General features: G+C 65.0%; 17 protein-coding genes. 11 read left to right on the forward strand and 6 right to left on the reverse strand.

Annotation, left to right across the window (positions count from 1 at the left end):
* Positions 1-104: 104 nt before the first annotated feature.
* The 4 genes from ABFD92_08645 (at position 105) to ABFD92_08660 (ending at position 2,967) form a co-directional block, all read left to right on the forward strand.
* The gene (locus ABFD92_08645) at positions 105-1,040 is read left to right on the forward strand and encodes a sugar phosphate isomerase/epimerase (GenBank protein ID MEN6504591.1); all 936 of its coding nucleotides are present in this window, start codon (positions 105-107) and stop codon (positions 1,038-1,040) included.
* Positions 1,041-1,042: 2 nt separating this feature from the next.
* Positions 1,043-1,333: a hypothetical protein gene (locus tag ABFD92_08650; GenBank protein ID MEN6504592.1), complete on the forward strand. Its 291-nt coding sequence runs from the start codon at positions 1,043-1,045 to the stop codon at positions 1,331-1,333.
* Positions 1,334-1,475: 142 nt separating this feature from the next.
* Positions 1,476-2,021, forward strand: coding sequence for a type 1 glutamine amidotransferase domain-containing protein (locus tag ABFD92_08655; protein MEN6504593.1), 546 nt, complete (start codon positions 1,476-1,478; stop codon positions 2,019-2,021).
* Between the two features lie 25 nt (positions 2,022-2,046).
* Complete coding sequence (locus ABFD92_08660; protein ID MEN6504594.1) at positions 2,047-2,967, forward strand: glycosidase; 921 nt, start codon at positions 2,047-2,049, stop codon at positions 2,965-2,967.
* Positions 2,968-2,977: 10 nt separating this feature from the next.
* On the opposite strand, the gene ABFD92_08665 is transcribed toward ABFD92_08660, so the two are convergent.
* The 5 genes from ABFD92_08665 to ABFD92_08685 all read right to left on the reverse strand — a co-directional run bounded on the left by ABFD92_08665 (position 2,978) and on the right by ABFD92_08685 (position 10,939).
* On the reverse strand, positions 2,978-4,981 hold the full coding sequence (locus tag ABFD92_08665) for an aldo/keto reductase (protein ID MEN6504595.1): 2,004 nt from the start codon (positions 4,979-4,981) through the stop codon (positions 2,978-2,980).
* Positions 4,982-5,147: 166 nt separating this feature from the next.
* Positions 5,148-6,560: a sigma-54 dependent transcriptional regulator gene (locus tag ABFD92_08670; protein ID MEN6504596.1), complete on the reverse strand. Its 1,413-nt coding sequence runs from the start codon at positions 6,558-6,560 to the stop codon at positions 5,148-5,150.
* Positions 6,561-6,703: 143 nt separating this feature from the next.
* Positions 6,704-8,170 (reverse strand): ATP-binding protein, encoded by a 1,467-nt coding sequence (locus ABFD92_08675; protein ID MEN6504597.1) that lies wholly within the window; start codon positions 8,168-8,170, stop codon positions 6,704-6,706.
* 100 nt (positions 8,171-8,270) lie between these two features.
* Entirely contained in the window at positions 8,271-9,563 is a 1,293-nt protein-coding gene (locus tag ABFD92_08680) for a hypothetical protein (protein ID MEN6504598.1), read from the reverse strand.
* Positions 9,564-9,670: 107 nt separating this feature from the next.
* A complete protein-coding gene (locus ABFD92_08685) occupies positions 9,671-10,939 on the reverse strand; it encodes a prolyl oligopeptidase family serine peptidase (protein MEN6504599.1) in 1,269 nt (422 codons plus the stop codon).
* Between the two features lie 148 nt (positions 10,940-11,087).
* On the opposite strand from ABFD92_08685, the gene ABFD92_08690 reads away from it, so the two are divergent.
* The 6 genes from ABFD92_08690 (at position 11,088) to ABFD92_08715 (ending at position 19,502) form a co-directional block, all read left to right on the forward strand.
* Positions 11,088-11,675: a MarC family protein gene (locus ABFD92_08690; GenBank protein ID MEN6504600.1), complete on the forward strand. Its 588-nt coding sequence runs from the start codon at positions 11,088-11,090 to the stop codon at positions 11,673-11,675.
* A 35-nt stretch (positions 11,676-11,710) separates the two neighbouring features.
* Positions 11,711-12,379: a hypothetical protein gene (locus tag ABFD92_08695; GenBank protein MEN6504601.1), complete on the forward strand. Its 669-nt coding sequence runs from the start codon at positions 11,711-11,713 to the stop codon at positions 12,377-12,379.
* A gap of 63 nt (positions 12,380-12,442) precedes the next feature.
* Positions 12,443-17,023, forward strand: coding sequence for a hypothetical protein (locus ABFD92_08700; GenBank protein MEN6504602.1), 4,581 nt, complete (start codon positions 12,443-12,445; stop codon positions 17,021-17,023).
* A 213-nt stretch (positions 17,024-17,236) separates the two neighbouring features.
* The gene (locus tag ABFD92_08705) at positions 17,237-17,959 is read left to right on the forward strand and encodes a hypothetical protein (GenBank protein MEN6504603.1); all 723 of its coding nucleotides are present in this window, start codon (positions 17,237-17,239) and stop codon (positions 17,957-17,959) included.
* Positions 17,960-17,971: 12 nt separating this feature from the next.
* Positions 17,972-18,262: a hypothetical protein gene (locus tag ABFD92_08710; protein ID MEN6504604.1), complete on the forward strand. Its 291-nt coding sequence runs from the start codon at positions 17,972-17,974 to the stop codon at positions 18,260-18,262.
* A 325-nt stretch (positions 18,263-18,587) separates the two neighbouring features.
* Positions 18,588-19,502 (forward strand): AraC family transcriptional regulator, encoded by a 915-nt coding sequence (locus ABFD92_08715; GenBank protein ID MEN6504605.1) that lies wholly within the window; start codon positions 18,588-18,590, stop codon positions 19,500-19,502.
* Between the two features lie 354 nt (positions 19,503-19,856).
* Here ABFD92_08715 and ABFD92_08720 read toward each other — a convergent pair whose 3' ends face one another.
* Positions 19,857-22,163 carry a glycoside hydrolase N-terminal domain-containing protein gene (locus ABFD92_08720; protein MEN6504606.1) on the reverse strand — a complete coding sequence of 769 codons (2,307 nt, stop codon included), beginning with the start codon at positions 22,161-22,163 and terminating at the stop codon, positions 19,857-19,859.
* Between the two features lie 184 nt (positions 22,164-22,347).
* Here ABFD92_08720 and ABFD92_08725 point away from each other — a divergent pair, with 184 nt between their 5' ends.
* Entirely contained in the window at positions 22,348-23,382 is a 1,035-nt protein-coding gene (locus ABFD92_08725; GenBank protein MEN6504607.1) for an aldose epimerase family protein, read from the forward strand.
* Positions 23,383-23,387 lie beyond the last annotated feature (5 nt).

The following is a 23,387-nucleotide window of genomic DNA, read 5'->3' on the forward strand; positions in this document are numbered from 1 at the left end:
CCACCAGGGATGGATGGATGAATGGATGAGTGGACCAGCGCCCATCCATCCAAAACATCCATCCATCCGATTGAAGAACTAACTCCACAAAAAGGAACCGTTCCATGGCAAAAGCAAAAACTGTTAAAGCATCCGCTCCGAAACCCTGCCCCGAAGGCATCCGTATCGGCACGCTCGCCGGCGGCGGACCCAACACCGCTGCTTACATCAAGCAGATCCTGCCTTACGGGTTCGAGTCGTTTTCGATCACGTGGTTCGGCAGCCTCGGCGGGGCCGACCTGAAGAAGATCTCCTCCGACGTCAAGGAAACCCTGGCCGGCAGCGGGGCGGTCATCAGCTCGATCAGCTTTTTCGGAAACCCGCTGGACCCGACAGCCGGCAACTACAAGGACTCCGTCGCCGGCTGGAAGACGCTGGTGGACAACTGCCACCTGTTCGGCTGCGACCTGGTGACCGGTTTCGCCGGTCGCGTGATCAACAAGCCGATTTCCGATTCGATGCCCGCCTACAAGAAGTTCTTCGGCGAGCTGGCCAAGCGCGCTGCCGACAAGGGCGTGCGGATCGCCTTTGAAAACTGCGACATGGGCGGCGACTGGTGGCGCGGCGACTGGAACTGCGCCCACAACCCCACCGCCTGGGACATGATGTTCAACGAAGTGCCCGCCAAGAACATCGGCCTGCAGTGGGAACCCTGCCACCAGATGGTCAGCCTGATCGACCCGATCCCGCAGCTGCGCAAGTACGCCAAGAAGGTCTTCTGCCTGCACGGCAAGGACGGCACGGTGGACTGGAACGTGGTGCGCGAGCACGGCGTTGACGGCCCGCACCAGTTCGCCTGGCACCGGACACCGGGCTTTGGCGACACGAACTGGACCGACGTGATCACGATCCTGCGGATGAACGGCTTCGTCGGCAGCATCGACATCGAAGGCTGGCACGATCCGGTGTATCGCGGCGAGCTGGAAATGACCGGCCAGGTCCGCGGCCTGAACTACCTCAAGGCCTGCCGCGGCGGCTCATACGTGCCGAATCCGAGTTAACTGTGGAGTGCGGCAGCCAGAGCTGCCGCTTTGGAAGTTTTGAACAGGCGGCGGGATTCTTTTGCGAGAATCCCGCCGCCTTTCCTTTGACAGTAGCCTGCGACAGCCAGATCATCAATCAGGCCATCGACTCGGGGCTGGATGATTTTGAAGACGCCATCCAATTCGTCTGCGCCGTCCGATCCCGATCTGCCTACCTCGTCACGCGCAATCCCGGCCATTTCCGCAAAGCGGACATCGTCGTCGTGTCGCCTGCCGAGTTCCTGGCTGCAATCAATCCGCCAGCCGCTTGAGATCGTTCCAAACCGAAGACACCCTGATGGGCACGCACAACGGAGTTGTGCGTGGCACCCTCGCCGCGTTACAACGCGCCCGCGCGTGCCTATACTTTCTAAGAGACAGGGGCAATAACACTCAGTAACGGAGGGAACTGCCATGAAAGTTCTCATTCTGGCTGCCGATGGCGTGGAGGATCTGGAATTGTTCTACCCGCTCTACCGGTTCAAGGAACAGGGGTTCGAGGTAGATGTGGCCGGGCCCAAGGCCGGGCCGATCACCGGCAAGCATGGGTACACGATCGAGGCCGATTTGTCGTTCGACGATATTGACGCCGAGGATTATGACATGCTCTTTCTGCCCGGAGGCAAAGGGCCCGAGACCGTGCGGCTCAGCGACAAGGCCGTCAGCGTGACGCGGCAGATGTTCGAGGCCGGCAAGTGCGTGGCGGCCATCTGCCACGGGGCGCAGATTCTCGTCTCGGCCGGCGTGATCGAGGGCAAGCGCGCGACCTGCTGGGCAGGGGTGCGCGACGACATCCGCGCCGCCGGGGCGAACTACCGCGATGAAGAAGTCGTCATCGACGGCAACTTGATCACCAGCCGCCAGCCCGACGATCTGCCGGCGTTCTGCCGGGCGATCTTCGAGATGGTCGGCGCGGAAAGTACGGCCGCCGCTTCGGGGCGATGGTCATCGTCTCTCTAAGTCAGACTGGCGCCGGGAGGAGAGCATGAAGGATTTATTTGTCCGCTCGGAACACAATCCGATTCTGACGGTTCACGATCTGCCCGTCGACGCTGAAGCCGTCCTGAACCCCGGCGTCACGGAACAGGACGGGCAGGTCGTGCTCTTGCTGCGCGTGGAGAACGCCAACGGGTTTTCGAGCATCCACGTGGCGCGCAGTCTCAACGGCGTCACCGGTTGGAAGATCGAGAAAGAGCCCCTCTTGCGGTACGGGCAGCCCGAATGGCGCTATGAGAAGTGGGGCTGCGAAGACCCGCGCGTCACGTGGCTGGAAGACCAGCAAAGCTGGTTCATCACGTACACGGCGTATTCGCCGTCCGGGGCGGCTGTCGGATTGGCGCGCACGAAAGACTTTGCCAGCGTCGAACGCGTGGGGTTGATCTTCCCTCCCAATAACAAAGACGCGATGATCCTGCCGGGCAAGGTCGGCGACCGCTACGCGGCGCTGCACCGCCCCGACGCCGGCGGGGGCATCGAGAACATCTGGATCGCCTACTCGCGAAATTTGGCCGACTGGGGCGAACCGCACTGCGTGCTCGAGGAAGGGCACGGTCCGGCGTGGGACGCCAACCGCATCGGCGCCGGTCCGCCGCCGCTGCTGACCGACCAGGGATGGCTGATGCTCTACCACGGCGTGAAGATGTACGGCGGCAAGTACATCTACCGCGCGGGGGCGGCCATGCTCGACCGCGACGCCCCGCACAAGGTGCTGGCCACCTCGGGCAAATGCATCTTCAAGCCCACCGAGATCTACGAGACCTCGGGCTTGATGCCCAACGTGGTCTTCCCTACCGGCACGCTGCAGCGCGGCGACGACCTCTGGATGTACTACGGGTCCGCCGACACGTGCGTGGCCCTGGCCACGGCGCGAATCAAGGACATCGTCAACTCGCTCCAGCCGCGATAGCGCCGGGCGATCAGCTTTCCAGGTTCAGCCACGCCACGTCGGCGTCGGTGAGAGCCACGTTCAACGCCTCGTACGAAGGGACGCCTTCGGCGAGGGTGGCCGGGCCGACCATCGCCCACTGCGGGAACTTCTGGGCCAGCACGTACGCCAGGGCGATCGCCATCGGGTGGACGTTCTTCTTTTTGGCCATCTCGAAGCAGCGGGCCTGGCGCTTGAAGTTGTCTTCGCTGTACCAGCAGTGCATCATGAACGGGTCGTCGGTCTTGTCCGGAGCGGCCATGCCCGGCACGAAGAACCCGCGGGCCTGGCTCGACCAGGCCAGGTTGGGCGTCTGCGTCTTGAGGTGCCAGGCGAGGTTCGTCGGTTCGCTGGCGGCCACGCATCCCGCCCAGACGGGGTTGACCATCTGCGCCAGGGAGAAGTTGTTGCTCAGGGCGGCAAAGGGCGTCTTGCCGTTCTTGGCGGCGTAGGCGTTGGCTTCTTCGAATCGCTTAATGCTCCAGTTGCTGCCGCCGAAGGCGCGCACGAGGCCCTTGCCCTTGAGCTCGTTGAGCACGTCGACGAACTCGCCAGCCGGGATCTCCGGATTGTCGCGGTGCATCATGTAAATGTCGGCATAGGGCGTGCCGACGCGTTCGAGGCTGATCATGAACTGCTCGACCAGGGCCTTGGGATTGCAGTACGGCGTGTGGGCGCCCTTGATAATGACGACGACCTGCTCGCGGATGTTGCGGTTCTTGATCCACAGGCCCAGCAGCTTTTCGGTGTTACCGCCGCCGTAGATATGAGCCGTATCAAAAGCATTGCCGCCGCGGGCGAAGAACTCGTCGAACAGGGCTGTCGCATGGGCGATATTCTGCTGCACCATCGTGCCCATGACCAGCCGCGAGATCTTCTTGCCCACGCCGGGCAGTTCGCCGTAGGGCATCTTGTTGGGCTGGCGGGCCGCCAGCGGCAGCTTGCTGACTGTCTGGGCGTACGCCTCGACGGTTTCGCACGGATAGCTCAGGCCGATGGCGGCGCGCCACTTGTCGAGCGTGATGGCCTGGCCGAGGCTATCCGCGGGCGTCATCGCCGGCGAGGGGGCCTGACGGTTTTCGATGGCCGCGGCGGCCACATCGGCCTCGATGGCATAGATGCCCTTGGGCACGTCGATCTCGATTTGCTGCTCGCCCTTACTATAGGAGACGAGCTTGAAGGAAACCTTGCCGGCCTCGCGACCTTGGCAGAACCACGGGGAGGGGATCGTAATGACGCCGTCGCTGCCGTGGATGACGACCTGGTTGTCCTGGCTGAGCTGCACGCCGGTGACCAGGCGGGCGATGATGTCGTTGGGGAACCGCAGGTTGGCGACGGCCCACTCGTCGACACCGGTCTGGCCGAGGCGGCCCATGCCCTGGACGTCGATGGGTTCGGCGACGTCCTTGCCCAGCGCCGCTCCAGCGATCAGGCGCGCCATCGAGACGGTGTAGCAGCCGACGTCCAGAATGCCCCCGCCGCCCAGCGCCGGGTTCATCAGCCGGCTCTGCAGGTTGCCATAGCCGCACTGGAAGGCGAAGGCGGCGCTGATCATCTTGACCTGCCCGATGGCCCCGTCGCGGATCAGCTCGACGAGCTTGGCCGTCTGCGGGTTGCAGCGGTACATGAAGGCTTCCATCAGCAGCACGTCGTTGCGCCGGGCGGCTTCGATGATCGTCTGCACGTCGTACTGGTTCATCGCAAGCGGTTTCTCGCACAGGATGTGCTTACCGGCGTCAGCGGCTTTGACCGCCCACTCGGCGTGCATCGGGTGCGGCGTGGAGATATAGACCGCGTCGATCTCCGGATCGGCCAGCAGTTCTTCATAGCTGCCGTAGGCCTTGGGGATGCCCCACTGCTCGGCGAACTTCTTGGCCTTGTCGAGGGAGCGGCTGGCCGCGGCGACAGCCTTGCCGCTGTCGGTCTGCTTAAGCCCATGAGCAAAGGCCCCGGCAATACCGCCACACGCCAAAAGGCCCCAACGGACATTCTTCATGATCTATCCTTTCAGGATGGAATGCGGGTAATGGGGAGTGTTCTACCACTGCGGAGGACGATTTCCAATTTCCAATTGGCAATTTCCAATTGAAGAGCATTCGTAGGGCGATGGGCGGACTATCTGTTGTTCAATTGGAAATTGAAAATCGGAAATTGGAAATGTTTCACTCGATCCCCAGCTCGCGGATTTTTTTCCGCAGGGTGTTGCGGTGCAGGCCCAGCAGTTGAGCGGCGTCGGACTGGTTGCCCTGGCACTGATCGAGGGCGCGGCGGATGACGGCGGCCTCGACCGGTTCGATGGCGGCGCGATACAGATCGCCCGCTCGGGCGTCGAGGGATTTGACGAAGGTCTCGGGCGAGCTACATGGCGACCTGCCTGCCGGCAGGCAGGCCCGCTCTTGCGTGTCGCCATGCCACCCATCTCTCAGGGTCTGGGGCAGGTGTTCGAGCAGGATCGGTCCGGCGCCGGCAAGGGCGACGGCGTGCTCGATGGCGTTCTTGAGTTCCCGCACGTTTCCGGGCCAGGGGTAAGCCTCGAGCGCCGCGGCGGCTGCGGCGTCGAGACCTTGGGAGGCTCCGCCGTTGGCGCGGGCGGCGATGAAATGCCTCGCCAGGGGCAGGATGTCTCCCGCTCGCTGGGCGAGGGTGGGCAGTTCGATCCGCATGACCGCCAGGCGGTAGTACAAGTCGGGGCGGAAGCGTCCAGCCGCGATGGCGGCTTCGAGGTCACGATTGGTCGCGGCGATGACTCGCACGTTGAGGCTGATGGGTTTGACGGAGCCGACGCGTTCGATGGTCTGGCAGTCGAGCACGCGCAGCAGCTTGACCTGCGTTTCGGCGGGCAACTCCCCCACTTCGTCCAGGAAGAGCGTGCCGCTGTCTGCCGCTTCGAAGCGCCCCGCACGGTCGGCGTCGGCGCCGGTGAAGGCGCCTCGCACGTGGCCGAACAGCTCGCTCTCGACCAGCGGCTGGGGTAGGGCGCCGCAGTTGACAGCCACAAACGGCCCGCTGCCGCGGCGGCTGTGCGTGTGGATCGCCCGGGCGACGAGTTCCTTGCCCGTTCCGGTGGCGCCCAGGATGAGCACCGCGCCGTCGGCGGCGGCCACCAGCGCCACGCGCTTGTAGACATCCTGCATGGCCGGGGATGAACCGACCATGGCGCTGACCGGGCCGTCATGCACGACCGGCGGCTGCGGCGCGCGGCGCGAATCGAGCGCCCGCTGGGCCAGTTCGGCCGAGCGGTCCAGGTCGACCGGCTTGACGAGGTACTCGAACGCCTTGCCCCGCACCGCCCGGGTGACGGTCTCAAGCGTGCCATAGGCGGTCATCACGATCACCCGCGCGGCCGGGTCGTCTTTCAGCAGCGACTCCAGCACATCCAGCCCGCTGCCGTCGGGCAGGCGCACATCGACAAACACCACGTCGGCCGGCGCGTCGCGATACGCTGCCAGCCCTCCAGCGGCTGTCGACGCCACGCGGACGCACCACCCCCGCCGCGAGAAGAACCGCTCGAATGCAAAGCAGATCGACTCTTCGTCGTCGATGATCAGCAGCGTCTTGTCGGCGTTTTGCTGCATTCTATTTCACCGCAGAGGTCGCAGAGATCGCCGAGAGGAAGAGGAGGAGGTTGGATGATTGGATGGAAGGATGGTTGGATGGATGATTCTCCACCCATCCACCCATCCACTCATCCATTCATCCCTTCATCCCTTCATCCTCTTCATCTCTTCTCTGCGTTCTCCGCGATCTCTGCGGTGAGATCTCCCGGAAGCTCGAACCAGAACTCCGTGCCCGTTCCGGCAGGGGACGGATTATAGCCGATGCGCCCGCCGTAGCGGATGACGATCCCGCGGCAGACGTAGAGGCCCAGGCCCGCTCCGTCGCTGCGCGTCGAGACGAAGGGGTCGAAGATATCCTGCCCGGCGGCGACGACCCCCTGCCCGGTGTCGATCACGCTCAGCCGCGTCGCGCGGCCGCTTTTCGCCAGCGACAGCGTGAGCCTTCCGCCGGCGGGCATAGCGGCCATCGCGTTGAGCACGAGATTCATGATGACCTGGCGCATGTGTCCGCTGTCGGCACGCACGGCAGGGGCCAACGTGTCATAGCGGCGCGTCACCTCGATGCCCGCGTGTCCGCAGCGGCTTTGCAGCAGCTCGGCGACGGAGTCGGCCGGTTCGATCAGGCTGATCGGCGCCAGGGCAGCCAGGGCCTTGGCGTCGAGCGGTCCCTGCGCCTGGGCGGTCGCCAGGCCCATGAGTTCCTGGATGTACAGGTCCAGGCGTTCGATCTCGCGGCGGATTAGGGCAGCACTGCGGTCGTCGATGTTGTGCCGCGCCAGTTCGTCCTGCAACACCCGCACGTTCATGGCGATGCCCGAGAGTGGGTTGCGGATCTCATGCACCACCGAGGCGGCCAGCTTGCCCAGCGTCGCCAGGCGCTGCGAGCGGGCCAGGCTTTCGCGGGCCTGGCGGAGGCGCTCCAGCAGATGGTCGAAGGATTCGGCCAGTCTCACCAGTTCCGCCGGACCCTTGGCCATTCCAGAGGACATGGCGGCTGAGGAACGGCCGCCTGACAGGGGCGCCTCGTTATCGGCGGCGGCGGCCATTCGGTCCATCTGGGCGGCCAGACGACGGATCGGACGCGTCAGCGTCATCGACAAGGTCACCGCCAGCAGCGTGGCGGCGCCGATAGCCGGCAGCGTCGCCACGGCCATCCGACGCGCCGCGTCGGCCTTGGCGGCGGCAAGCTGCTCAGCGGGCACGAGCAGATACAGCCGCGCCTGTTCGGCCTTGCCGTCGGGCCTCAACCGCTCGATGCGTCCGGTGCCCAGGTGGTAGGCGTCGGCGCCGAGTGTGACGGGCCCCTGCTCGGGCGCGCCGCGGCGCAGCAAGGTCTGCAGGGCCGAGGTTTCCTGCGGGCGCAGCGACGAGCCCAGCACCGCTCCGCCGTGCCCGACGGCCACCGCGTCGGCGCCGTAGATCTGCTTGAGGTGGTTCATGAGCGTGTCGCTCAGGGGCAGGTTCATGCTCGACAGGAGCCGGCAGGTGCTGTCGGCGACATCCACCAGCAGGCGTTTCTCGATGGCGTTCTGGGCCACGACGACAGCCCCCCACCCCGCCGCCAGCGCCACCGCCAGCACCAGCAGGTTGAGCGTCACGATCATGCGCGTTCGGATAGAAATCGCCATCGGGACATTTCCAATTTCCAATTTTCAATTTCCAATTTGCCTGAACGCCCGCTTGGGCATCTTGTTGTTCAATTGCAAATTGGAAATTGGCAATTGGAAATCATTCCAATCTCAGCAGCACGCCGTCGCCGCCGATGAGCGTCAGCGTCACCAGGTTGCCGTTGACGCTGCCGGTCCGCGCCTTGTTGCCCAGGATCGTCGCCTTGCGGACCTGCGGACCCAGCGAAACGCTCGCCGTGCGCGCGGGCGGGTCGGGTTGGCCGTCCTGCACCGTGCGCTTGTCGACGACGAGCAGATACGCGGGCGTGGATTTGCCCGCGGCAAAATCCTCTTCGCCCATCAGCACGCCGGCCAGCAGATTCTCGTCCATACTTTCAACGATGCGATCTTCGGCCAGCGCCGGGCTGCCTTCGGGCGCGTCGTCGGCGCCCTTGGCGTGGAAGACGCCCACGCTGCGCGTGCCCAGGACGCGCGGACCGACCTCGGGCACGATATAGTCGTTGCAGTACGTCACGGCCGTCCGCACCGAGCCGCCGTCTTTCCAGACCGGTCGCTTGGAGGAGTAGGCGAAGTACCACAGCGCCTGCGCGCCGTAAGCGATCGAGCTGAAGGCCTGAAAGCGAATCTGCGAGGGCGAGAGGTCGCAGCGTTTGGCGCCCTTGCCGTCGGGATTGGTCCCGCCGTAGACAGCGAAGATCGGCCAGATGACCATGTCGTTGGCGTTGGCGTGGCGGCGGTCTTCTTCCAGTCGCTTGCAGAACTCCAACCGCTTTTTGCTCTCGGGCCATTCGTTGTTATAGCCGTACGGGTAATTCTGCGAACTGATGATCGGCAGGGCGTCGACGACCTTGGCCTGTCCGCCGGCGTCGGGATTGTGCGACATGAAGGGGATCTGCTCCGGGCAGTTGGTCCGCATCCAGCGGCAGACGTCGATGGTGTAGTCGTGCAGGGTGCAGTTGTCGTTGACGAGGTAGCCGACCAGGGCGGCCTTGTGGCCGTACGTTTTGTGGAACCACTGAATTTCCGGCAGGTGGGCGTAACCGCCCATGTCGAACTTGCCGGTGAACCGGCCGGAGGTTTTGTCCATCACCGGCTTGAGGGCGGTGTGGATGATGACCTTGAGCCCGGTCTTCTCAGCCAGGTCGAGGATCGCCGGGCTGTCGATGAGGGTGTTGAATCCGGCGGCTTTATATCGCAGGCAGAAGTTCTCGTCGTAGTCGCTGTGGAACGGCCACGAGCCGATGATGAATTCCTTCATCTTATATGGGGCCATGCGTTTTAGGACGGCAGGCTGCGTGGCGGGGGCGGGCGAGGTTGCCGTCTGGGCCAGGACAATCGCAGCGCCCAGCAGGACCGGGGCCATCGTCAACAAGATGCTCCACGCACTTTTCATCCGACTCTCCCGTGGCACAGGCTTTGGGGCCTGAGGTCGTTCTCTATGGGACACAGCCTGGAAAGGCTGTGCCACCAGGGCTGTGCCGCTGATTCTACCACAGAGCGTCAGGGGGTGGCGGTGGGCTGCTGCTGATTCTCGTCGTCGCCCCCTGCCGCGCCGGAGGGAACCAGATGCAGGTCGAAGAACTGGTAGATGTCCGCCAGCACGTCCGCCGAGGCGGTGACCTGGTGGCCGAGGTTGGGCGTGATCGCCTGCTTGCATTCGACGCCGGCCTTTTTCATCGCCGCGGCCATCAGCTCGACCTGGGGCCGGTGTACGTAGTCCCGCGCGCCGACGGAGAGATAGGTCGGCGGGTCGTCGGCCGTCACATAGTACAACGCGCTGTGCTGCTCCCAGACGCTGCGGTTGGTTTTGGGGTCGCCCAGGAATCCGGCGTAGAACTCGCCGGTCTTGGGGCGTTCGTTGAGCAATCCGAGGTAATCGAGGGTTCCGGCGTTGAGCAACACGGCCTGAACGCGCGAGGAGACGTCGAGGTTGGGGCCTTGTTCGAGATCCTTGATGCCGCCGGACATTGCCGCCAAAGCCGCCTGGCTGGCGGCGTGGGAGAAACCGGTCAAGCCGATGTGATCGGCGTCGAGGTGGTACTTCTGGGCCCCGGCGCGCAGGGCGCGGATGGCGGCCTTAATGATCACCGCCACGTCGGGCATGCGATCATAGCCGACATAGCGCCGCTTGCTCATGGGGTTGTCGATCCAGGCGCCGGCGTATCCGCGGGTGAGGAAGCCTTCCACGAGCAGGTCGTTATGGATCCACTGGACGTCGTTGCCGTTGCGGTTGGCGTTGTCGCTGGCAACCTGCACCACCACTGGCGCCGGGCGCAGCGGCTTGGACGGGTAGCACACGTCCATGCAGAAGCCTTTGCCCGCCTCGCCGTAGAACTGGATGTTTCGCGCCAGGCGGTAGCCGGCAGGAATGATCCGGCAGTTGGCGTCGTCGACGCGGTGCGGGGCGAACATGCCGTTGTATCCGCGCCCGCCGCGAAGGTGGCCACGCATGAATCGCAGGTCGGGTAGAATCTGCGGCGCCACGGCCTTGGGGTCTTTGGCGTAGTCGATCGTCAGGACCACGCAGCCGTCCTTGAGCAGGTCGGCGATGACGGTCTGGTCGTCGTCCTGGGCGATGCGGGGATAGTTGAGATTTTTGAGATAGATGATGCCCGGCCAGCCCTGGCGCGGGGGCTTGCCTTCGGGCACGTATAATTCCGTGGCCAGGGCTTTGCCCACGACGCTGCTGGTCCACTGACCGGTGCGCTCGCTCTTGGGTTGGGCCTGGGCGAGCGAGACTGCCGACAGTAGCGACAAAATGACTGTCATCACTCGAATCATACATACACCGCGATATTGTTCAGTAACCGAAGGACTGCCGTGACCCCCAGTGTCCACAACCGCTTTGCAACTTCGTCCATCGGCTGTATCTTTAACCACCGGCGGCGGGCACGGTTCCGTGACAGGGAAAGATAGCATGACGCTGTTGTCGGCGACAATCCTGCTGTTCCTGCTGATGGACCCGATGGGCAACCTCCCGATCTTCGTGGCGATTCTGGGCGACATACCGCCGCAGCGTCGCTGGAGCGTGCTGATCCGCGAGCTGATGATCTCGCTGCTGGTGCTGCTGACGTTTCTGCTGACCGGCGCGCACGTCCTGGCGGTGCTGCACATCAAGGAACCGGCGCTGAACATTTCCGGCGGCATCGTGCTGTTCCTGGTGGCGTTGCGGATGGTCTTCGCCCTCGAGGGCGACCTGCTGGGGCGCGTCGAGCACGAACCGTTCATCGTGCCGCTGGCGATTCCGCTAGTCGCCGGTCCGGCGACGATGACCATGCTGCTGATCCTGGCGACCCAGCACCCCAACCGCCTGGGCGAGTGGGTGCTGGCGCTGCTGTCGGCGTGGGCGGCCACCGCGGCCATCCTCGCCGCCAGCGAACCCATCCAGCGCCTGCTGGGGCGGCGCGGCCTCACGGTCGTCAAACGTCTTGCCGGAATGGTGCTGGTCGTGATCGCCACGCAAATGTTTCTTGATGGCGTACGACTTTTTCTTGTGCCAAAATAGGCTGCGGGCCCCTCGATAAGGAATAGGATTCGTACGTGAAACAACCGCTCAAGATCGCTCTGGTAGCCACGGCCGTCCTTGGCGTTGCGGCCTCGGCCCTGCTGCTGGCGCTGGACACGCTGGCGCGCCAAGGGGTCCAAAGCGGCGCCACGTACGCGCTGCAGGTTCCTGCGGCCGTCGAGTCCATGAGCATCGAACTGACCCAGGGGCGGTTGGCGCTTGACGGCATGGTGGTGTCGAACCCCGACGGATTCCGCAGCGCCCACCTGATGCGCCTGGAGCACCTGGACTCGCAGGTCGAGCCGGCCAGCATTTTCTCCGGCACAATGGTGCTGACGGAGTTCCGGATCAAGGGGCTGGAGATCAACATCGAGCAGTCCAGTGGCGGCCTCAACACCGACCGCGTGCTGGCGAGCCTGTCTCGCCTGGGGCGGCAAGGCCAGCAGGGCCGGAAGATCCGCCTCGACCGCGTCGTGCTCGAGGGCGTCCGGGCGAACTACTACCCTCTGGGGGCACAGCGTCCGCGCGTGATCGACGTGCCCCCGATCGAACTCAATGACGTCGCCGCCGGCAGCGGTCAGCCCGTCAGCGTGATCGTCGCGCGGATCCTGCCTGCCGTTATCGCCGCGGTGTTGAAGCAGGAACAGGCCCGGCTGGTGCCGGCATGGCTGCAGTCGTATGGCGGCAAGACCGGCAAGCAGTGACCGCCGACATCTGAAGTGGGAATTCGCACAGGCTATAGTGGCACAGACACGAGGAGGTCTGTCATGGCAGAACATTCTACCAACCCCGGCGCTCACACCAACCCCTCTGACGCCCCGCGCCGCCGGAGGTGGCCGTGGATCGTGGCGGCCGTCGCGGTGCTGCTGGCGGCGCTGGTGTTTGCAGCCCCTTATCTGATCTCGACCCGCGCCGGGACGGACCTGGTCCTGCGGGCGGTCAATGATCGCATCGATCAGTCCGTCGCCGCCGACGACGTGTCGCTGACATGGCTGGGTCCGTGCCAGGCCAGCGACGTTCGCGTGGTCGACGAGCAGGGCAGGGACGTGGCTTTGGTCAAGAACGTGCAGTTGCAGAAGGGGCTGCTGGGGCTGATCTTCAGCCCGTACCGCTTCGAGAAGGCGACCCTCACCGAGCCCCGCGTGACGGTTTATGTGGATCAACCGCGGGAGGAGGAGCCTTCCGGCAAGCTGCCGGACCTGGCGGGGCAGGTGGTCGTGATTGACGGGCAACTGATGTTGCGCCGCCTCGACGGGCGGGCGATCGACGTGCAGCAGATCAACGCCGACTTGACGCTGAACACGCTGGACCGGATCAACGGGCGATTCCGCGGCAGTTTGGCCTCCGGCGGCGCCGTCGGCGGAACCGTGGACCTCGATAACGTGCAGGAGGGCTTCGAAAAGGGGCTCGACCGGATCACGGGAAACTTCCAGGTCGCGACCGATCAGGGCGTGAACCTCGCCCCGCTGGTCCACTTCGCCGACGCCTCGCTGCCCTTTCAGGGAACGGCCAGCCTGCGGGCCTCGGCCGTCATGGAGCAACGAAAGATCAATGCCACGGTTCTGGCCGAAGGCAAGGCCCTGACGTCGGCGCGGCCGCAACACGGTCCCGCGCGCCCGATGGACGTCCGCATTGAGGGCAAGGCCACCAGCGAGAACGGGCTGGCCCATGGCAACCTGGCGTTGACCAGCGGGGCGGGCACGTTCCAGGCGCAGCTTGCATATCCGCTTAACGCCCCGCTGCCGCAGCTTTCCGGCGGCGACATCCTGTCGGCGATCTGGGGCGGGCGGCAACTCAACCTCCCTGAGCTGACGCTCAAGGCGGCGGGGACGTTTGACGTGGCGGCCCTGGCGCGCTCCGTGCCGGCGTTGCTGAACATTCAGGGCGGCGCGAAGATCACCGGCGGTTCGCTGGCGCTGAACGACCTGTCCGTCAAGGGCGGCGCCGACGCCACCATCGCCATGCGCGCCGCCTTGACCGACTTCGCCGCCCGCGCCGAGGGCAAGACCATCACCCTGCAGCCGGTCACGCTGAACCTTGACGCGGGCCTCCAGGGCGAAAAAGGACTCCAGATCCGCCAGGGGAAGCTGGACTCCGATTTCCTCAAAGCCGCCGCCACCGGGGCCGCGACCGACATGAACCTGACCTATCGCCTCGACATAGGGCAGCTCCGCTCGCAGCTTGGCCAGGTCTTCGACCTCGGCGCCCTGCCGCAACAGGGGCTGGCCGAGGGAACCGCGGTGATGACCAAAGCCGGCGATGATCGTGTGAACCTGGAGGTGAATCTGGCGGCCCGGGATTTCCGCCGCAGCGGCGCCCCGGACGTCCTGGTCGAGCAGGCGACGGTGCAGCAGAGCGGCCACATCCTCGTCCAGCAGCGCAGGCCCGTCGAACTGATCGTCGAACGCGGGCAGTTCGCCATCGGCCAGGACCTGGCCGCCTCCGACAGCGGTCGGTACGACTTCCGCACCGGGGCCATGCACTTCGACGTGAACGTCGCGCAGTCGCGCCTGCAGGCGCTGGCGACGCTGGCCCAGGCCCTCGCGGGCGTGGATCTGCCGCAGGTGCATGGCACCCTGGCGACCAAAGCCCGCATCACGCGCGACGCCACAGGCGTCCTCGATGTGACGCTGGCGGACGGTTCGCTGCAGGGCGTGAAGGCGTTCGAGCAGGGACAACCCGCGCCGCCGGCGGGCATCGACGCCAGTTTCAGCGGGCAAATGAAACTGGCCGACAACCGCACCATCGCCACGATCAAGACCACCGGCGCGGCGGTCGCCCTCGATGTGGAGCTGGACTATCCCACGCGGTCGAAATGGCGCGTGTCGGCGCGGGAACTTCTGGCGGCGCTGCTGGAGGGACGTCCCTCGACCATGCCCGAGCTGCGGCTCGACGTCAAAGGCCGCGTCGATGGCACCGCCCTGGCCAAGGCGGCCCCCGCCCTGGCCGCCATGCCCGGCCAGACGGTCCTGCGCGGCGGCACGATGCAACTGGACACCTTCGCGCTGCGCGGCGGGGCGCTGCCGTCGCTCAAGGCCGACGCCAAGTTCGCCTCCGTCAGCCTGACCCACCAGGGACGGCCGATCGAGATCAAGAAAGGCACTGTCGACGTCGACATGAACATCGAGCGCGGCGTCGGGCTCCAGATCGGCAAGGGTCTCATCGACTCTGACGCCGGGCGGGCAAGCCTGAGCGGCTCAGCGCGGAAGCTCGATGCGGTCTTTGCGATCAACGCCGCCCATGTTCCCGTAACCTTGGCCGGCGCGAGCGGGACGGCGCTGCAGTTGACCGGCGGGACGCTCAGCGGCACCGCCACGGTCGCTCGCGACGGGCAGGTGGTGGATCTGGCTCTGGCCGCCGAGGCGACCGACCTCGCCTGGCAGGAAGATGGCAAATCGAAATCGCTCGCCAAGGCCTCGATCGAGCAGACCAGCCGGCTGGAAATGAAAGATTACGATCCGCGCAAGATCACGCTGTCGCGGGCGGTGGTGCGAATTCCCGACGAACTGGTCGTCCAGGGGCAGGGATGGTACGAGTTCCGAACCGGCGCGATGGACGCCGCGGTCGATCTACAGCAGGCGAAGATCCAGACGCTGGCGTCGTGGGCCAATTCGCTGGGGATGGATCCGGGCGCCTTGAACCGCTACTCCGGACAGTTTGCCGGAAGCGCCAAGTTATCCGCGCCCGCCAGGGGCCCGATCGTCTCCAGCGGCACGATGAATATCGCGGGCCTGGCCGTCGACAATCGCCCTGTGGGCAAGGGTCCCATCAGCCTGGATTGGAATGGGCTGGAGTACGCCCGAGCCGCCAGGCGCCTGGCGGTGGCGTCGGCGACGCTTCAAAGTTCCTTCGCCAGCGCCAAAGCCACCGACCTGAACGCCTCGCTGGGGCGGCCCTTCACGCTGCAGGGCGCCGCCGACGCCAGCGCCGACCTGGCGCCGGTGATGGACGTGGTGCGTCCCCTGGCCGCCTCGGCCCGCAAAGAGGGCGGACAGCCCGCCCCGCCGCTGCAGTTGTCCGGCCGCGCCAACTGGAAGGGCCAGTTTCAAACCGTCGGACAGACCATCTCCATCGAGGGTCGCGGCGGCGTCAGCAACTTTGTCGCCGGTCAGGCTCAGCCGGTTAATATCGACTTCGACCAGATCATCGCCATCGACCGCCAGAGCGACTCGATGAACATCCGCGCCCTGAAGATCAACTCCCAGCCGGACGTCTTCACGATGACGGCCTCGGGCACCGTTGGCAACTATACGACCGACATGAACGCCGACATCACCGGGCGGTATACCGGTTCATGGCCTTACATCATGGAACTGCTCAAGCAGTTCGCCCCGGAGGTGGAACGGGAACTGGCAGTAACGGGCCAGACGCGTGGCGATTTCTTCATTCGCGGCCCCATCAACAAGCCCGGCGCCCAGCCGGGGTGGCGCGACCTGTCGGCGCAGACCACCGTCTCCTGGCGGTCGATCAAGCTCCGCAACTTCGGCGTCACGATGGAAGAGGCGAGCATGACGCCTTCGCTCTCCGGTGGGCGCGTCGGCGTTCCCACCACGCCCGTCCCGGCGATGGACGGGCAAGTCGTGCTGGGCGGAACGGTCATGGCCGCCGGACCGGCCAACAACTACGCCCTCCAGGGACGACACCAGGTCCTCAAGTCGCTGAAGATATCGGCCGAGTTGGGAAAGGATCTTCTGGGCCGCTTCAACCCGGTCTTCGCCGAAGCGGTCGGGATCGAAGGACGCGTCTCACTGGCGATGGAAGATTTCTACTGGCCTCTGGACAAGGCGCAGATCCGCCAGGCGCGCGGGCGCGGGGCGCTGAACCTGGCCGATCTGAAGCTGCGCGTCGGCGGACCGCTGGGCAAGCTCCTGGGGCCGCTCAACAGCGCTCTGATGCCGGCGCTGACCGACAGCGTGAACTTTGAGATTCGAGACGGGCGCATTCACTACGACAACTTCAAGCTCGTTTACGCCCGCATCTACGACGTGCGGTTTAGCGGCTCAGTCGCGTTTGTCGACGACGAACAGGTCGACCTGGTCATGTCGCTGCCGATCACGCCCGACGTGCTGCAGCAGTTCAAGGTCGCCGGACCGATCAATGACATCTCCCGCGTCCTGGGTGAGCAGCGCGTCGAGATTCCCCTCAAAGGGACGCGATTGCATGTGATCCCGCGCCTCGAAGCGGTCAACATCCAGCCAATGATCGCCAAGGCCATGGAGCAGTTGATCAAGGAAGGCATCCTCAAAGGCGGACTGATTCCCAAGCTGCCCGAGGCCTCCCCGCGCAAACCCGGCGACTTCCTGCCGGACCTGCCCATCCCAGGATTGGACAAGAGCAAAAATAAGTAGGCGCGCCCGGACGTATTGGCGGCCCTTCCGATTTGCATTTGATCTTGCGTCATCGCGACAGTATCCTCGACCGAACCCATGCGGCCGGGGGATCCTGTCACAGAGCCTTCCTGCCGCGGAGTGCGGCGGTGGCGGCGCGTGCCGCGACCGCGCTGGCTTGCAGCGGCAGGGACCCGCTGCAGGCGCCTGAGCCTGTCCCTCGGGAGTTTGAGCATGTTCAGAAGCATCGTATGCGTCCTGGTTGCCCTGGCATGGATCGCCAATCCGCTCGCGGCCGAGGAGAAGAAGGCCCCCGTCAAGAAAGCGCCCGCCAAGGCCAAACTCAAGGCCGGTCTCAAGGGCGAATACGCCATCATGGCCTCGACCCTCGAATTGACCGAGGAACAGCAGACCAAGCTGGCCGAAACCGTCAAGGCGCAGCAGTTGGCTGATGTCGAAGCGGCCAAGGCCGACAAGGCCAAAGTCGCCGACGCTCAAAAGGCCATGACCGAGGCCAAGCAGAAAAAAGACGCCGCCGCCACCGAAGCAGCCAAGAAGGCCCTCGCCGAGGCCAAGGCCGCCATCAAAACCAACAAGACCGCTCTCGACGAAAAGCAGAAGGCGGAGATCCAGGCCCTGCTCACCGACGAGCAGAAGTCCCGCTGGATGGGGTTCACCATTTCCCGCACCGTCCTGCGCGAGATGGCGTGGGCGAAGGTGACGCCGGCGCAGAAGACCAAGATCGAAACCATCGCCATGGAAACCGCGCCCAAAATGCGCGGCGAAGGCAAGAGCGATCAGGAGATCGTCACCGCCGTGAAGGCCTCGGCCGTCGAACTTCTCACCGATGCCCAGAAGGGCCTGGACAAATCGAAGGATGCGCCCAAGGTCAAGGGCAAGAAGAAGGACGCCGCGGAAGAGAAGAAGCCCGCTGCCAAGGCTGAGAAAGAAGAGTAAGCAAGCGACCGCGTGATCATTCACTCGCCGCCGGGCCTCGCGCCCGGCGGTTTTTTATTTCGCGATGCACTACCGCAGTGCGTAGATGCAACAAGGGCCGGCTTTCGCCGACCCTTGATGACAATGTATCTTTGGTTGCAGGGACGTGACTATTTCTTTTTCTTCTTGGCAACCTTCTTGGTGGTCTTCTTTGCAGCCTTCTTCGTTACTTTCTTCTTGGCCATGTTACAGGCTCCTTCCCGGGGAGGCATCTGCCTCCGCTACCGCGGTAACCTCGTCTCGCGCGCCTCCACTGGCGGCTGATCGGAGGGTTCTAGACAGCAAAACAGGGCACAGATACTTGCAACTACGCTTATAAGGCGCAAAACACGCTGGGGTTGCAAGAATAAAATCGTCTGTGCCATAAATTTCCTTACCCTCACTATCGGCATGCGCGCGCCTGGGCGCTCTGCAATTCCGCAGCCGGCGGTAGAAAATGTTTCTGCTCCCGTCGGTCGATGGCGCAGCGACTTTCAGTTTCGCCGTGGTCCAAAATTTCTTACAATGCTCTTAGACGCCTTCGCGGCGGTCATGTGGTTCGGCGCGGCGCCCTCACCGGCGCCCCGGCCGGACAGCCAAAGGAGATGCGGTGGCTTACGTTTCGACAGCGCAAATGATGAAGTACGCCTTCTGTCCCCAGGACGAAGCCTGCCTGCTCGAAGAAGTCGATTCACTCGGTTGGGTCTCGCACGCGCAGGGACAGATGGCCGCCGAAGGCGCCGAGTACCTGGTCCGCGACAACGGCGCCTTCCGCCTGATCTACATGGTCCGCGGCGAACAGGAATGGTCGCTGGACAAACTCGGCGTCGTCCGGCACGGCGCGGCGGCGATGCTCGTGCTGGCCCCGTCGCAGCGGTACGTGCCCATCGACGGGCGGATGTCGGCCAACGAGTTCTTCTGGCTCGACCTGCGCATGACCTCCGGCGGCGCCCTGCCCGGCGTCCCCAAAAGCCTCGGGCACGAACTCTACAGCCGCCTGAGGCAACTGGCCAACCGCCCCGTCGTCTTGCGCAGCGCCGCGCGGGACTGCTTCGAGAAAATCGTTTCCGCCCACAGCCGCCGAAAGACGTTCTCCGAACTGGCCGCACGAGCGGCGCTGCACGATATGCTGCTGCTGATCGTCGAGACGCAGCCGACGCCGGACGGCGCCCAGACGCGCCTCTCGCCCCACGTGGCCGAGGCGCGGCGATGGATGGAAGCCAACCTCGCCGAGAACCCCAGCGTGACCGAACTGGCCGCGCACATCGGACTCAGCGCCGTCCACCTGCGAAAGAAGTTCAGCCAGGAAGTCGGCGTCAGCCCCTCGCGATACCTCGCCGAACTGCGCCTCCAGCAGGCCAAACGACTGCTGAAAGAAAAAGGCAAGTCCATCGCCGTAATCGCCTCGACCGTCGGCCTGTCCTCCGGGCAGAACTTCGCCACGTTCTTTCGCAAGTACACCGGGTTCACGCCGGCTGAATACCGAAAGCGAATCACCGAACTCGGCGACGTGGCGGGGACTTGAGAAGCAAACTCGAAATTCGAAACCCGAAGATCGAAACAAACAACAAGGGGGAAAGAAACAAAAAGCAACCGGGGAGGATTTTCAGCGGCACGTGGCAACGCGCGGGCCGAAAGCTTGGAGACGGGGGGTGCCGTGGCGCGCAGGGCCGAAGGCCCGAAGAGCCACGATCCCCTGAACTCACGGCCTCACTGCCCCCGGTCGTGGCTGTCGGGCTTCGCCCTCCCGCCACGGCACCCCATTCGCCCACCACCACGGCACGGGTGCTTGCGTTCTTCTTCCTTGCTTCTTGTTTCTTGCTTGTTGTTCTTGTTTGTTGTTTGTTTCGGATTTCGAATTTGGGATTTCGAGTTTTCTTTATCTGCCCACCCTGTAACTTTTGCCCGTAGCAGTCCGGAACGACACCAATCCCGGCGCGGCTTGGCGCACCGTGACCGGTTTGCCGTCGCAGGTGATCTTGACGGCCGCTCCCGCTCGCAGGCGACACAGGCCGCCCTGAAGCGAGCGAACCGTCGCCTGGGCGAGCTTGCCGCTCTTCCAGGCGATGTCGATCTCGAACCCGCCTCGCGCCCTCAGACCGCTCACGCTGCCGTTGGGCCAGGCCTTGGGCAAGGCCGCCAGCAGATGAATCTCACCGGCGTGGCTTTGCAGGAGCATTTCGGCCACCGCCGCCGCGGCGCCGAAATTGCCGTCGATCTGGAACGGCGGGTGCGTGTCGAAGAGATTGGGCAGCGTCTTCTCGGCCAGCAGGCGGCGGTGCAGCACGTGGGCGTGGTCGCCGTCGCACAGGCGAGCCCAGAAATTGATCTTCCACGCCAGCGACCAGCCGGTCCCGTCGTCGCCGCGGGCCTCGAGCACCTTTCGCGCCGCCGCGGCCAGCGCCGGCGTGGTCGACGGCGAAATCATCTTGCCCGGATGCAGTCCGAACAGGTGCGACGTGTGACGGTGATGCGGCTCGGCCTCGCGGTACTCGTCGACCCACTCCATGATGCGCCCGGTGGTCTTGCTGATGCGCACCGGCGCCAGGCGTTTCATCGCCTGCAGGATTTCCTTTTGCAGCGCCGCTTCGCCCTTGCCGCCCATCGCCTTGATCGCCTCCAGGCAGTTGCCGAAGAGGTCGTTGAGGATCATCAAGTCCATCGTGGCGGCGTAGGTAAAGACGGTCTGCTGCCCGTCGGGCAGGATGAAGGCGTTCTCAGGCGAGTGCGAGGGATTGGTCACCAGCCGCCCCGCCACCGGCGTGCCGGCCGGGGCCTCGACCAGCGTGTCGAGGCAGAACCGTGCGGCGCCTTTCATCAGCGGCCACGCGCGACGCGACAGGAACTGCTTGTCGCCGGTGAAGCGGTACTGCTCGTACGCGTGCTGGGCCAGCCACGCCGAACCGATGGGCCAGATGCCCCAGATGCCGTCGAAGGGCACGGCCGAGCACCACAGGTCCGTCAGATGATGCACCACCCACCCCCGCGCGCCGTAATGTACGCGAGCGGTCTTGGCGCCGGTCTTGGCCAGGTTATCCATCAGGTCGATCAGCGGAAGCTGGCACTCGATCAGGTTGCATGGGCCCGACAGCCAGTAGTTCATCTGCAGGTTGATGTTGGTGTGGAAGTCGGCGCTCCAGGGCGGCGTGAGCGAGTCGTTCCAGATTCCCTGCAGGTTCGCCGGCAGCGTGCCCGGGCGGCTGGAGGAAATCAGCAGGTAGCGGCCGTACTGAAAATGCAGCGCCGATAACTGGCTGTCGCGGGCCTTGGGATCGGCCAGGGCCTTGATGCGCTCGTCGGTGGGCAGGCGCTGGGCGTCGCTGCGCCCCAGGTCGATCTGCACGCGTCCGAACAGGCGGCGGTAGTCCTCAACGTGCGACTGGAGCAACTGGCGGAAGCTCTTGCCCGCCGCGGCTGCGAGCTGCGCCTTGCAGATCGCGTCGGGGTTGGCGGTCAGGTTCGTCGGGCTCTTGTAGTTGGTCGCGCCGGCGATCAACAGCGTGACGGCCGAGGCCTTGCGGACCACCAGCGCGTCGCCCTTGGCCGTGACCGTGCCGCCTTCGTTGACGATGCGGACATAGGCGGCATATTTGATCCCGCGCGGATGGCAGCGCCCGCGCAGCGTCAGCGCTCCGCCGCGGATGCCCGCCTTCCACCCCTGCCCCGGCCGGGACAGCGACGCGGTGAAGTTCAGCCCGGAGGGCTTATCGCACTCGATGCGGACGGCGATCACCTCGTCGGGCGCACTGGCCAGCGCCGTGCGGGTGAACCGCACGCCGCCGGCGCTGTAGCTGACGCTGGCGGTGGCGGTCTCGAGATCCAGCTCGCGCCGATACCCCTTGACCGGTCCGGGCAGCTCGAACGCCAGGTGTACGTCGGCCAGCGGTTGATAAGGCCGCACGCGCTCGGGAACGCCCATCATGTTTTCCGCGGCGATCTTGCAGGCCTGACCGGGCTGATCGTCAAAGAGCAGTTGGCGCACCTTGGGCAGGGCCCTGCGGGCGCGGGGATTGTTGCGGTCGCGATTGTAGCCGTCCCAGAGCGAGTCCTCGTTGAGCTGCAGCCGCTCGATGGCGTCGCCGCCGAAGACCATCGCGCCCAGGCGGCCGTTGCCGATGGGCAGCGCCTCGACCCACTCGCGAGCCGGCTGGCGGTACCAAAGCGTCATGTCCGATGGCTGCGACATTCGTCGTCCTTTCAATAAGAGCTCTCTTGGCGAGGCCTCACAGGGCGCGTATCATGCCATCGCCGCCGGGGCTTGTCCAGAGTGGCACAGGCTTTCCAGCCTGTGGCTCTCAGGAGCCAGGGCAGGCGGTTCACAATGGGACACAGCCTGGAAAGGCTGTGCCACCGTTACAAAGGAAAGACACATGAGCGTACGCGTCAGCGATTTCGGCAAGACATCCCAAGGCAAAACTGTTCGATTGTTTACGCTGACCAACAGCGGCGGCCTGCGGGCGCGGGTCATCACGTACGGGGCCACGCTGGTGGGCCTGGACGTGCCCGACCGCCACGGCAAGGCCGGCGACGTCACGCTGGGCTTCGACGACCTGCCCGGCTGGATGGGCAACCGCTCGTACTTCGGGGCCACCATCGGACGCTTCGGCAACCGGATCGCCCGCGGCCGATTCACGCTCGACGGCAAGATCTACACGCTGGCCGCCAACGACGGAGCCAACCATCTCCACGGCGGCACGCTGGGCTTCGACAAGGTGATCTGGGATGCCGAGCCGATCGCGGCCGCCAATGCCGTCAAGTTCATCTACTTCAGCCGCGACGGCGAAGAGGGCTACCCCGGCAACTTGGCCGTGTCGGTGACGTATACGCTGACCGACGCCAACGAGCTGCGGCTGGATTATGAAGCCGCCAGCGACGCCCCCACCGTCGTCAACCTGACGCACCACACCTACTGGAACCTCGCCGACGCGGGACGCTCGAGCATCCTCGACCACAAGCTGATGCTCTCGGCCGACTATTACCTGCCTGTCGGGGCCGACCTGATCCCCACAGGCCAGCTCGCGCCGGTGCTGGGGACGGCGATGGACTTCACCACGCCCCAGACGATCGGCTCGCGCATTGCCCTGGCCAAAGGCGGCTACGACCACAACTGGGTGCTCCGCGGCGCCGGCAGCGAGATCCGTCCCGCCGCCAGGCTGGAAGACCCCGCCAGCGGCCGCGTGATGGACGTCTTCACGACCGAGCCGGGCATGCAGTTCTACAGCGGCAATTTTTTGAATGACACGATCCGCGGCAAGAGCGGGACGATCTACGCCCGCCACCACGGCCTGTGCCTGGAGGCCCAGCACTACCCCGATTCGCCGAACCAGCCAACGTTCCCGCCGGTAGTCCTGCGCGGCGGCGAAACCTACCGCCAGACAACCATACACCACTTCAGCACGCGGTAGAATGA

The sequence above is a fragment of the Planctomycetaceae bacterium genome (assembly GCA_039680605.1).
Classification (GTDB): Bacteria; Planctomycetota; Phycisphaerae; order SM23-33; family SM23-33; genus JAJFUU01.